The sequence below is a fragment of the Amycolatopsis sp. NPDC034160 genome (assembly GCF_055575355.1).
Genome location: NZ_JBVISU010000002.1, coordinates 679,581 through 691,339 on the forward strand (window position 1 = coordinate 679,581; position 11,759 = coordinate 691,339).

Sequence of the window (11,759 nt, forward strand, 5' to 3'; positions counted from 1 at the left end):
TTAAACAGGACAAACACCACTCATAGGGGGTATTCGATGAGAAGAACGAGCATGGTCCTGGCCGCGACCGTCGCCGCCGGACTGCTGTCGGCGGGCACGGCATCGGCGAGCGATTGGACGATGAGTTACCTGCCCACGCCCGGCGGCGACGCTCTTCGGCTCGTGGCCACCGACGGCGCCGGAAGCTACGCGGGACACTTCGACGGCGGTCTGCTCACCTGGTCCGGCGGGGCCGTCCACAACCACGGCATCCCGGCGGGCTACAACACCGTCGACACCATGGACGAGAACGCGTCGGGGACCGTTCTCCTCAACAGTTACGCGATCTCCACCCGGACCAGGCGCTCGTTCGTCTTCGAGAACGGCGCGTTCCAGGTCCTGGAGAACGTGCCGGGCTACTCCCAGACTCGGGTCACCGGCATCAACGACCGCGGCGACATCGTCGGCACGGTGTTCAACGACCCGCGATACGGCTCCTGGGCGGCGTTCTGGCCGGGCGGCGACCGCGCGCACCCGGTGCGGTTGGACTCCCCGCCGCTGCTCAGCCCGGTGGACGTCGACCACGACGGCACGATCCTGATGCAGGAACAGGTCGGCGGTACCTGGCTCTGGAAGGACGGGGTGGCGCGGCAGCTCGTGCTCCCCGACGGCATCCGTGAGTCACGCGCCCTCGCGATCCGGGGCGGCAAGGTACTGGCCGACCTCGAAGGCGGCCCCCGGGTGTGGACCGCTTTCGACACCTCCGTACCGGTGCCAAGCGGCATGACGGCGAACGCGCTCACCAGCTCGGGACAGGTGGTGGGTTGTATGAGAACCCCGGACTATTCGACGATTCCCGCCGTGTGGTCACTCGGCGGCCAGGTCGAGACGCTTCCCGCGCCGTCCCGCGGCTGCGCCACTATCGCGGGCGAGAACGGGGAAGTCGCGGGCGCCCTCCCGGAGCACGGGCCTTACGACACGCCCGTGGTGTGGCGCCGTGGCTAAGGTCGGGGGATGGATCCCGAGGAGCTTCGGCAGCGGTTTTCCCTGCTGACCACCGCGCATCTGACCGACGGCTGCGTCCGCGCCGGCGTCCCGGTCCGCTGCGCGCCGGCCGGAACGCACGCGATCGTGCCCGGCAGCCGCGTCGCCGGGCGGGTCACCCCCGCCCGGCACGTCGGCAGCGTCGACGTCTTCCTGGAGGCGTACGAAACCGCGAACCCCGGCGACGTCCTGGTCGTCGACAACGGCGGCAGGCTCGACGAAAGCTGCGTCGGAGACCTCGCGGTCCTCGAAGCGGAGGCGGCCGGGATGAGCGGCGTCGTCATCTGGGGCCTGCACCGCGACACCGCCGACATCAAGAAGATCGGCCTGCCGGTGTTCAGTCTCGGCTCGATCCCGACCGGCCCGCTCTCGGTCTCCGCCCGCCCGGACGGCGCACTGGAATCGGCCGTCGTCGGGGAGTGGACGGTGACCCGGGACCACTTCGTGTTCGGTGACGAGGACGGCGTGCTGTTCGTCCCGGCCGACCGCGCCGACGAGGTCCTGGACCGGGCGGAAGCCATCCGCGACACCGAACGGCGGCAAGCCGAGCGGATCCGAGCCGGAGAGACGCTTCGCGAACAGGTGCGCTTCGCCGACTTCCTCGTGGAGCGCGAGAAGTCACCTTCGCTGACGTTCCGGGAGCACCTGCGGGCGGTCGGCGGCGCCATCGAGGAGTAGCAAGGGACCTTTGCTATCGCCGCTGGTCTTGAGTGGTAAGTGAGGTCATTGAGGGGTGCGGCAAAGGTGACAGGTCGGAGCCTGGTCCGTGAAGGCCTCCTTCCCTACTCTCAAGGTAGGCAAGGAGGCCTTCACGGCGCGGTGACTCATACGCCACCGGATCGATAACCTCGGGATTATGGAACTGCGGGACATCGAGATCTTCCTGACGCTGGCCGACGAGCTGCATTTCGGCCGCACCGCCGAACGGCTGCATGTCTCGCAGGCCCGGGTGAGCCAGACGATCAAGCAGGTGGAGCGCCGGATCGGCGCACCTCTGTTCGCCCGCACCAGCAGGCGGGTCCAGCTCACGCCGATCGGCAGGCGGCTGCGGGACGACCTCGGGCCCGCCTACCGCGCGCTGCACGAAGGCATCGAACGCGCGGTCACCGCCGGACGCGGGATAGGTGGCGTCCTCCGGCTGGGCTTCGAGGCACCCGGCGTCGCCGACCTCACCGAGAGCCTGCTGGACCGCTTCCGGCAGCGTTACCCGGAAACGGACTTGCTGATCCGGGAGGCGGATTTCGCCGACCCGGTCGCGATGCTGCGCTCGGGCGAGATCGACGTCCTGGTGACCCTGCTTCCGGCCGACGAAGCCGATCTCACCACCGGTCCGGCCGTGTACCGCGAACCGATGGTGCTCGCGGTGTCGTCGAAACACCCGTTCGCGCACCGGAAGTCGGTGACTCTGGACGATCTCGCCAGGGACACCGTCCTCCGCGCGGCGCATCCGCCGGAGCCGTACTGGGTCGAGGAGCCGAGGCAGTGGCTGACCCCGGCCGGACATCCGGTGACCCGGGGCAAGCCGTTCGCGACCTTTCAGGAACTGCTCGCCGCGATCGCCACCGGCGCCGGGATCTGTCCCCTCGCCGCGCACGCGCAGGAGTACTTCAGCCACCCGCGAATCCGCTTCGTGCCCTTCGCGGGCTCACCCGACGTCGAGTGGGGCCTCGTCTGGCCGCGCTCCGCCGAGACAGCGCGCGTACAGGCCTTCGCGAACGTCGCCTCCTCCGCCCGCCCCTGACTCCCGCGGAAAAAGGGAGCAAGGGACCTTTGCTATCACCCGGCCCCGCCCACCGCCCCCGACCAGCGTGAAACTAGCCGACGACCTTCTGCACCCAGTCGGCCTCGAGCTTCACGACCTGGCCGTTCGAAGCGACGGTCGGCGTGCCGAAACCGGGCCCATTGCCGAAGTCCTGCTGCAAGGACGGATCCGTGGAGGTCTTCTTGTACGCGTCCTGGATCTGCTGCTCGTAGACACCGGTGTTGACCGCCGTGGCGAAAGCCGGGTCGGTGATGCCGACGTCCTGGCCGAGCTTGATCAGCTGCCCCTTGTCGAACCCGCGTCCGCCTTCCTGCGGCTGGTCCTTGAACAGCGCGTCGTGGAAGGCGAGGAACTTGCCGGCGTCGGCCGCGGCGAGCGAGGCGTTGGCGGAGTCCATCGAGTACCCCGGCGGGTCGGAGCGCTGGTTGAGCATCGGCAGCATGTGATAGCGGACCTGCAGGACGCCGTTGTTGACCTGCTCCTGGATCTGGTCCTTGAACTTCTCCTCGAACTGCTTGCAGATCGGGCAGAGGAAGTCGGCGTAGACGTCGATCGTCTTCTTCGCCTCCGGCTTGCCGACGACCACGACGGCCCCGTCACGCTTTTGGACGACACCGGGCGCGACCGTCGCCGACGCCTGCGGCTGGATCACCTTCCCCTCGGTGCTGTCCTTGCTGGACGTCGTCCAGATGACGCCACCGATCACCAGCGCGGCGAGTACGACCACGGCGACCGTGATCGCGACGACCTTCTTCTTGTCGCCGCCGGCGACGCCCCTGGCCTGTGCCACCGAGCGCGCCGACGTCTGCTGCTGCTTGCGTTTCCGAGCGTTGCGCTCAGCTCCACCCACGATTATTCGTTCCCTTCAGCGATACCCACATAGTCGTCGTCCGCGGGGGCACGAGAGTTCCCGAGCCAGCCGTCCACGGAGAACCAGGTCCGCGGCCGGACGATCAACCAGACGCCCAGCAGCGCGAACCCGAGGTCCCTGGCGATCTCCTGCGGATACTGCGTCTGATCCGCGGCGATCTGACCGCCACCGCCGAAGCAGCCGCAGTCGATGCTCAGCCCGCGCGCCCAGGATTGGGCGATCGCGGCGATGAGCACGGCGAGCAGCAGCACCGACAGCACCGACACCCAGCGGGTCACGAACCCGGCGAGCAGGAACAGGCCGAGCGCCAGTTCGACGAGCGGCATCCCGATCGCGACCGGGCGGACGAGCCCGTCCGGCAGGACGTCGAACGCCTGCACCGCGATGTAGGTCTGCCCCGGATCGCTGATCTTCAGCGCTCCGGAAATCAACCAGACGGCGGCGAGTCCGAGCCGGGCAAGGGTGCCCACGGCGTCGAGTACGACTTGGGGCGGTCTACGCACGGGCCTAGGCTAACGGGCAACCCTGAGAACAAGGTGAGGCGGCGGACGGAGGCACCCGATGAGGGGACGTGCCCTGCTGGCGGCTTGCTTGCTGCTGGTCACCACGGCGGCCTGCGGACCGGAGGCCGGTCCGGCGGATTCGCTCGTCGCCCGCGCCGTCGGAGCCAACGAACTCACCATCGGCATCCGCTTCGACCAGCCGGGGCTTTCCAAACGGACGGTCGACGGCCGCTACGTCGGTTTCGACGTCGACGTAGCCAAGTACGTCGCGAGCGAATTGGGTGTCGACGCGGATCGCATCACCTGGCACGACAGCCGACCGTCGACCCGTGAGACGGACATAACATCCGGGCTCACGGATCTGATGGTGGCGACCTACTCGATCACCGAGAAACGCAAACAGGTGGTCGCCTTCGCCGGACCCTATTTCGAAACCGGCCAGGATCTGCTGGTCCGTCTCCGGTCGACCGACATCACCGGCCCGGAGAACCTCAACGGCCGCAAACTGTGCGCCGTGGGCGGCACCACCTCGGCCGAGCAGGTGCGCGACAAGTTCGCCCAGGCCGTCCAGCTCGTCGAATATCCGCGCTATCAGGATTGCGTCACGGCGTTGCTCGCGGGGCAGGTCGACGCGGTGACGACCGACGACGTCATCCTGGCCGGATACGTCGCGCAGAATCCGGAGTTGCTGAGGGTCGTCGGCAAGCCGTTCTCCGCCGAGAAATACGGCGTCGGCCTGCGCAAGGGCGACAACGAAGGGCGGGCGGCGGTGGCCAGGGCCATCCAGAAGATGATCTCGTCCGGCGAGTGGCTCGCGTCGCTGAACCGCAACATCGGCCCGTCCGGTTACCGGATCCCGCCTCCACCGCAGGTCACCGAGCAGTGACCCTTCCCGATCTGCCGGTTCGCGCCGTCCTGCCCGAACTCCTGGCCGCCCTCGACACGCACGGCACCGCGGTACTCGTCGCGCCCCCTGGCACCGGCAAGACCACCTTGGTGCCGCTCGCGCTGGACGACGGCGAAGGCCGGGTGATCGTCGCCGAACCGAGGCGGCTGGCCGCACGGGCCGCGGCGGCGCGGATGGCGTCCCTGCTGGGCGAACGGGTCGGCGAGACCGTCGGTTATTCGGTGCGCGGAGACCGAAAGGTGTCGTCTTCGACGCGGATCGAAGTGGTCACTTCCGGGTTGCTGGTCCGGCGGGTGCAGGGCGACCCCGAACTTCCCGGGGTTTCGACCGTGCTGCTCGACGAATGCCACGAGCGCCACCTCGACGCGGACCTCCTGCTCGCGCTGCTGCTGGACGTGCGCGCCGGGCTGCGGGACGACCTGCGCCTGCTCGCGACATCGGCCACCGTGGCGGCCGGGCGGCTGGCCGCCCTGCTCGGGGACGCGCCGGTGATCATCGCGCGGGCACGGACCTATCCGGTCGACGTCTCGTATGAGCCACCCGCGCGCGGCGAGCGGATCGAGGCGACCGTGGCCCGTGCGATCCACAAAGCACTGTCCGAAGGGGACGGTGACGTCCTCGCGTTCCTGCCCGGCGTCGGCGAAATCGCCAGGGTGAGCGGACGGCTCAGCGACCTGGACGCCGACGTGCTGCCACTGCACGGACGGCTTTCGGTGGCGAGCCAGGACGACGCGCTGCGACCGCGTGCCCGTCGCCGGGTGGTGCTCTCGACGTCGGTCGCCGAGTCCAGCCTGACCGTTCCCGGCGTACGCGCGGTGGTGGACTGCGGACTGTCCCGCGTACCCCGTGTCGATCATCGGCGTGGCCTGCCGGGGCTGGCCACGGTCCGCGTTTCGGCGGCTGTCGCGGAGCAGCGCGCCGGCCGGGCCGGACGGGAAGCGCCTGGGCGCGCCTACCGATGCTGGGCCGCGCACGAACAGGGTTCTCTGCCTGCCTACCCCGAACCCGAAATCCGCACGGCCGAACTGGCCCGGTTCGCTTTGGAGCTCGCGTGCTGGTCCACTCCGGACGGTTCCGGGCTCGCCTGGTGGGACCCGCCCGGGGAAGGCGCGCTCGCCGCCGGTCGCGCGCTGCTGACGACGCTCGGCGCGACCGCGGAAGACGGCACGGTGACCGAACGCGGCCGGAAGATGGCCGAACTCGGCCTGCATCCGCGCCTGGCGCGGGCACTGCTGGACGGCGCGGCGCGGACCAACGCGCGTTCGGCCGCCGAGGTCGTCGCGCTGCTCGACAGTGGCGGCACGCTGACCGACCTCGAGGCCGAACTACGGCGTGTACGGGGCGACGACCGTTGGAAGTCCGACGTGCGACGGCTTTCCAGGCTGGTGCCCGACGGCGGCGGCGCGCCCGACCCCGCGCTGATCGTCGCGCTGGCGCATCCCGAACGGCTCGCCCGACGGCGTTCCGCGGGTACACCGGTCTATTTGATGGCCGGTGGCACGGCGGCGGAACTGCCGCGCGGCAGCGGACTGGCCGACGTCGAATGGCTGGCGGTGGCCGAAGCGACCCGCGATCCCGGCCGCGCCCAGGGCATCATCCGGCTGGCCGCGCCCGCCGACGAGAACCTCGCCGTCCGCGCGGCACCGAATCTGGTCTCCTCGGCCGACGAAGTGCACTGGTCCCACGGGGACGTCGTGGCGCGTTCGATACGACGGCTCGGAGCGATCGTGCTGTCGGAGAAACCGCTGCGCTCGCCCGCGCCGGACGCGCTTCGCGCCGCGCTGCTGGAGGGATTGCGCACCGAAGGGCTCGGCCTCCTGCGCTGGTCCGAAGACGGGCGACGACTCCGTGAGCGGCTGTTCTTCCTGCATCGGGTGGTGGGTTCACCTTGGCCCGCGGTCGACGAAGCGGCTCTTTTGTCCACTTTGGACTCTTGGCTCGACCTCGGCTCCGCCCGCCGCCGATCGGACCTGGCGTCGATTGACGCGGGTGCCGCGCTGCGCGGCCTGCTGCCGTGGCCCGAAGCGTCGCGATTGGACGAACTGGCGCCGGACCGGCTGGAGGTCCCGTCGGGTTCGCGGATCCGGGTCGACTACTCGGGTGAGCAGCCGGTGCTGGCCGTGAAACTGCAGGAGACCTTCGGCTGGCTCGCGACACCGGAACTGGCGGGGGTCCCCGTCGTCCTGCATCTGCTTTCCCCCGCCGGACGGCCCGCCGCGGTCACCGCCGATCTGGAATCGTTCTGGCGCAACGGTTATGCGGCCGTGCGGGCCGATCTCCGCGGGCGGTACCCGAAGCATCCCTGGCCGGACGACCCGCTGAGCGCCGCTCCCACCCGGCGGACCACGCGGCGCGGCTCCTGACCGGTCAGTCCATCATCTGGTGCTGAGGCCGGGTCGGCAGCCGCTCCGCCAGCTCCTCGTCGTCCAGTTGCTCGCTCAGCCCCAGTTGTACCGCGCTGCGGATCTGCTCCCGGTTCTCCCGCACGACATGCGCGAAGAACTCGTCGGTCCGCGGATCGGTCAGTACTTCGAGGATCACGCGCATCGCGGTGTCGATCACCGAACGGACCACCTCGTCGTGGAACGGCAGCTTCGAAAGCCGTCCCGCCTGCGGATCGTTTTTCAGTTTCTCGGCGATGATCCCCCGGAGCAGGGTCTGGTTTTCGCCGAGTGAACGCGCGAGGTTCTGCGGGTAGTTCCCGGTTTCCAGCACCTTGACGACCTCGTCGAGTACCGCGATCGTGATCGGCTTCTTGATCGCCAGCACGATCGGCCGCGACAGGCGTTCGACCAGCCGCTGCGTGAACCGCTCCCCGAAAGCGCGGTCCGCCGTCCGCGCGAGCCGGATCAGCACCACGATGATCCGCAGCAACCGGAACCCGCGCAGCGCGGGATGCGCGATGGGGATCATGCCGAGGATTTCGTACCAGTTGCGCAGCGGGAACCGCTTTTCCCAGCCGGTGCTCCGCCACCGCCATAGGAATTCCAGCGCGAAGATCCCGCACACCGTCGTGTCGATGATGAACACGCGATGCGCCGTCTCGTCCGAATGCGGGAAGAACGTCACATACACGAGCAGCCCTACGGAGAACACGGCGAGTGCGAGCATCACCAGGTCGAGCGGATTCACGCGCCGTTGTCCACGGGTGGTCATGGCGCCGATTGTGCCTTTCCGCGCTGACTCGTGCCGAACGGCACCTGCCGAAAGTAAGGGGTGACCGATGACTTCGGGGCAATGCCCGCGCGGGCCTCCACGCCGGAAACTGGCATCACACGAAGGAGGACGCGGATGATCACGCTTCGAGGACTCACGAAGCGCTATGGCGAGAAGACGGTCGTCGACGGGCTGACCTTCGCCGTCGAGCCGGGCAAGGTGACCGGTTTCCTCGGTCCCAACGGCGCCGGGAAGTCGACGACCATGCGGATGACGCTCGGCCTCGACGCACCGAGCGCCGGAGAGGTCCGCATCGACGGCAAGAAGTACGCGGACCTGCGGTATCCGCTGTGTGAGGTCGGCGCGTTGCTGGAAGCCAAGGCGCTGCACCCTGGCCGGAGCGCGGGCAAGCACCTCCTGGCGATGGCGCGCAGCAACGGGATCCCGGCGAGCCGGGTGGACGAAGTGCTCGCGACGGTCGGCCTCACCGACGTCGCGGGCAAACGAGCCGGGACGTTCTCGCTCGGGATGGGGCAGCGGCTCGGCATCGCCGGCGCCCTGCTGGGCGACCCCGGTGTGCTGATGTTCGACGAGCCGGTCAACGGCCTCGACCCTGACGGTGTCCGCTGGGTCCGGCAACTGATGCGATCACTCGCCGCGGAGGGCCGCACGGTGTTCGTGTCGAGCCACCTGATGAGCGAGATGCAGCTGACCGCCGACAGGCTGGTCGTCATCGGCAAGGGAAAGCTGCTCGCCGACGCGCCGGTCGACGAATTCATCGCGGGCAATTCGCGGACGTCGGTCGCGGTGCGGGTACCCGCTCCCGCCGAGCTGCGTGCGCTCGAACAGCGTCTGCGCGCACTCGGTGCGAGCACGGAAGCCGATCGGGACGAACTGATCGTGCACGACCTGCCCGTACACCTCGTCGGCGACGCGGTGCACGAACTCGGGATCCGCGTGCACGGGCTGACCGAACAGACCGCGTCGCTGGAGCAGGCCTACATGGAATTGACCGCGTCGTCGGTCGAATACGGAACGGGAGTCGCGGCATGAAGTCACTCATGGTCCTGGTGGCGATGATCGCCGGCCTGCTGGGGGTGCCGGCGGCCGCGTCGGCCTCACCGAATCTGTCGCTGCCCACGCCGGGTGGCCCGATGCCGATCGGGATGCGCACGCTGCATCTCACCGACCAGCACCGAGCCGACCCCTGGGTGCCCGAGAAACGGCGCGAACTGATGGTCAGCGTCTGGTACCCGGCCGTTCCGGTCGGGCGCGCGCCGCTGTACATGACCCACGCGGAGTCGGCGGCGGCGGTCGCCGGACGGAAGCTCGACCTGCCGCCGGACGCGCTGAGCAAGGTACGGGTTCACTCGAGGGAGAACGCGCCTTCGCTGCCCGGGCGTCGTCCCTTGGTCTTGCTTTCGCCGGGCGCGGGAAACAACCGGGTCACCCTGACCGCGGTCGCCGAACGTCTTGCGGCGCAAGGATTCGTGGTCGCCGGGATCGACCACGCCTACGAAGCCTGGGCGACGGAATTTCCCGACGGGCTCCGCCAGTGCGTCGCTTGTGGGCGACCGAACGACCCCTGGCCCGCCGCGATCGCGAACCGTGCGATCGACACCTCGTTTGTCATCGACACCCTGGTGAAGGACCGGCGCTGGTCGATCGACGCCACGAAGATCGGGATGGCCGGGCATTCCGCCGGTGGTTCGGCCACCGCCACGGCCATGGTCGCCGACCGGCGGATCAGGGCGGGCGTGAACGTCGACGGCCCGTTCTTCGGCACCGTTTCCCTCGACCGGCCGATCCTGCTGCTGGCCAGCCCGCTCGGCGAGAAGTACTACAGCCCGAGCTGGGACGAGACCTGGCCGCGGCTCACTGGGCCGAAGGAGCGGTACCTGCTCGAAAACAGCGGCCACTCCTCGGTGACCGACAGCGCGATCCTGACAGATCAGCTGGGCCTGCGAGCCTCGCTGCCCGCCGATTTCGTCCGCAACCAGTACGGCTCGATCGATTCCCGGGAAGCGCTGGACTTCTTCCGCGACCGGCTGACCGCCTTCTTCAAGCAGTGGAGCGCGCGATGAACACGATCTCTTCGGAATGGACCAAGTTCTGGTCGGTCCGCTCCACCTGGTGGTGCCTGATCAGCGGAGTCGTGCTGATGCTCGCCTACTCCGGCGCGCTGGGCCTGGCCGCGAACTCCGGCGTCGAACGCTCGATGGCCCCGCACGCCGTGGTGACCGGAGCGGCGTTCTACCTCACGCAGTTCGCCGTGGTCGCGCTGGCGACGCTGTTCATCACGAGCGAGTACGCCAGCGGCAGCATCCGCTCGACCCTGCAGTGGGTCCCGGTGCGCAACCGGGTCATCGCGGCGAAATCGGCCGTCCTGCTGCCGGTGCTGTTCGGCTACGGCGTCCTGAACACCCTCGCCGGCGTGGCGATCTCTGCGCCACTGATCCCCGCGCGGGATTCTTCGGTGGGCGACGTCCTGGCGACCTCGGCGGGCATGGGCGGCTACTTCGCGCTGCTGGGCCTGCTCTGCCTCGGCCTCGGGACGGCACTGCGGAGCACCGCGGGGACGATCGTGTCGGTGTTCGTGCTGCTGGTGATGATCCCGATGTTCGCCGGCTCGCTCGGCGGGGAGGACATCGTGAACTACTTCCCCGGCTTCGCGGGCGTCAACGCCATGGTCACGTCAGGCGAGCCGAACCCGATCTTTGGCGGCGTCGCGCCCTACGCGCCTTGGGTCGGCATCGCGCTCTGTACGGCTTGGGCGGCGGCCGGTCTCGCGGCCGGTTCCACCGTGCTCCGGCGCCGCGACGCCTGAGGGAGAGCAAGGGACCTTTACTCTCGCTTACTTAGCATGCCTAAGCGAGCGAGAGCAAAGGTCCCTTGCTCTCTTTCTGCAGGTCAACGCGGCCACTGTGTCCTCTGCTCCTTCTGAGCCATAACCGCAGGTCAGCACCCCTGGCGATAGCAAAGGTCCCCGCTACCCCGCCACCCCCAGCCCAGCCAGCACCTCCCCCGCGTCCCGCGTCAGCTCCGCCAGCCCCGGCGGCCGCAGCGACCCGGTCCCGGCCAGCGCGTCGAAGATCGTCCCGTCCAGCCACGCGACGAGCACCCGCGCGTGCCGCTCCGGCTCCGCCGACCCGCGGTCGGCCAGCACCTCGGCACACCTTCGCCGGATCACCAGCCCACCGCGGTCATAGGCCTCGCGCAACTCCGGCCGCCGTGTCGCCTCCAGCGCGAACTCGTATCGCGCCAGCATCCGCGTCCGTCCCTGCGTGATCGCCGCGTACGCGAACCCCGCCAAGTACTCGGCCAGCTTCCCGGGCCGCGGCTCGATGGTCACCTCGTCGAGTTCGACCATCCGCGAGATCGCCAGTTCCAGCAGCGCCGCCCGCGTCCGCGCGTAATACGAGGTCGATCCCGGCGGCAGCCCGGCGCACCGGTCGACAGCGCGATGTGTCAGGCCCCGCATCCCCTCGGCCGCGATCACCTCGATGGCCGCATCCCCGATTATCGCCTTTCGCACTC

General features: G+C 69.2%; 12 protein-coding genes. 8 read left to right on the forward strand and 4 right to left on the reverse strand.

Translation table 11 applies throughout. The features are described from left to right. Positions 1-36 precede the first annotated feature (36 nt). The 3 genes from ACZ54P_RS08130 (at position 37) to ACZ54P_RS08140 (ending at position 2,764) form a co-directional block, all read left to right on the forward strand. On the forward strand, positions 37-984 hold the full coding sequence (locus ACZ54P_RS08130; RefSeq protein WP_465460784.1) for a hypothetical protein: 948 nt from the start codon (positions 37-39) through the stop codon (positions 982-984). A gap of 9 nt (positions 985-993) precedes the next feature. After that, positions 994-1,701 carry an RraA family protein gene (locus tag ACZ54P_RS08135; protein ID WP_465460785.1) on the forward strand — a complete coding sequence of 236 codons (708 nt, stop codon included), beginning with the start codon at positions 994-996 and terminating at the stop codon, positions 1,699-1,701. A 178-nt stretch (positions 1,702-1,879) separates the two neighbouring features. Then, a complete protein-coding gene (locus ACZ54P_RS08140; protein WP_465460786.1) occupies positions 1,880-2,764 on the forward strand; it encodes a LysR family transcriptional regulator in 885 nt (294 codons plus the stop codon). A 73-nt stretch (positions 2,765-2,837) separates the two neighbouring features. On the opposite strand, the gene ACZ54P_RS08145 is transcribed toward ACZ54P_RS08140, so the two are convergent. Further along, positions 2,838-3,635, reverse strand: coding sequence for a DsbA family protein (locus ACZ54P_RS08145; RefSeq protein WP_465460787.1), 798 nt, complete (start codon positions 3,633-3,635; stop codon positions 2,838-2,840). Positions 3,636-3,637: 2 nt separating this feature from the next. Then, entirely contained in the window at positions 3,638-4,126 is a 489-nt protein-coding gene (locus ACZ54P_RS08150; protein ID WP_465460865.1) for a MauE/DoxX family redox-associated membrane protein, read from the reverse strand. A 91-nt stretch (positions 4,127-4,217) separates the two neighbouring features. Between ACZ54P_RS08150 and ACZ54P_RS08155 the strand changes: the two genes are divergently transcribed. Further along, entirely contained in the window at positions 4,218-5,045 is an 828-nt protein-coding gene (locus tag ACZ54P_RS08155) for a glutamate ABC transporter substrate-binding protein (protein WP_465460788.1), read from the forward strand. Further along, a complete protein-coding gene (gene hrpB, locus ACZ54P_RS08160; RefSeq protein ID WP_465460789.1) occupies positions 5,042-7,429 on the forward strand; it encodes an ATP-dependent helicase HrpB in 2,388 nt (795 codons plus the stop codon). The genes ACZ54P_RS08155 and hrpB overlap by 4 nt, the downstream gene beginning before the upstream one ends. Positions 7,430-7,433: 4 nt before the next feature. Here the strand turns inward: hrpB and ACZ54P_RS08165 are convergent, their stop codons facing one another. Beyond that, complete coding sequence (locus tag ACZ54P_RS08165) at positions 7,434-8,222, reverse strand: ion transporter (RefSeq protein ID WP_465460790.1); 789 nt, start codon at positions 8,220-8,222, stop codon at positions 7,434-7,436. A 135-nt stretch (positions 8,223-8,357) separates the two neighbouring features. Between ACZ54P_RS08165 and ACZ54P_RS08170 the strand changes: the two genes are divergently transcribed. From ACZ54P_RS08170 to ACZ54P_RS08180, 3 genes are read left to right on the forward strand one after another with little or no spacing between them, the layout of a single operon-like run. Further along, entirely contained in the window at positions 8,358-9,275 is a 918-nt protein-coding gene (locus ACZ54P_RS08170) for an ABC transporter ATP-binding protein (protein WP_465460791.1), read from the forward strand. After that, positions 9,272-10,306: an alpha/beta hydrolase family protein gene (locus ACZ54P_RS08175; RefSeq protein ID WP_465460792.1), complete on the forward strand. Its 1,035-nt coding sequence runs from the start codon at positions 9,272-9,274 to the stop codon at positions 10,304-10,306. Before ACZ54P_RS08170 ends, ACZ54P_RS08175 begins: the two co-directional genes overlap by 4 nt. Next, positions 10,303-11,049 carry an ABC transporter permease gene (locus tag ACZ54P_RS08180; protein WP_465460793.1) on the forward strand — a complete coding sequence of 249 codons (747 nt, stop codon included), beginning with the start codon at positions 10,303-10,305 and terminating at the stop codon, positions 11,047-11,049. Before ACZ54P_RS08175 ends, ACZ54P_RS08180 begins: the two co-directional genes overlap by 4 nt. 162 nt (positions 11,050-11,211) lie before the next feature. On the opposite strand, the gene ACZ54P_RS08185 is transcribed toward ACZ54P_RS08180, so the two are convergent. Further along, a complete protein-coding gene (locus ACZ54P_RS08185) occupies positions 11,212-11,757 on the reverse strand; it encodes a TetR/AcrR family transcriptional regulator (RefSeq protein WP_465460794.1) in 546 nt (181 codons plus the stop codon). Positions 11,758-11,759 lie beyond the last annotated feature (2 nt).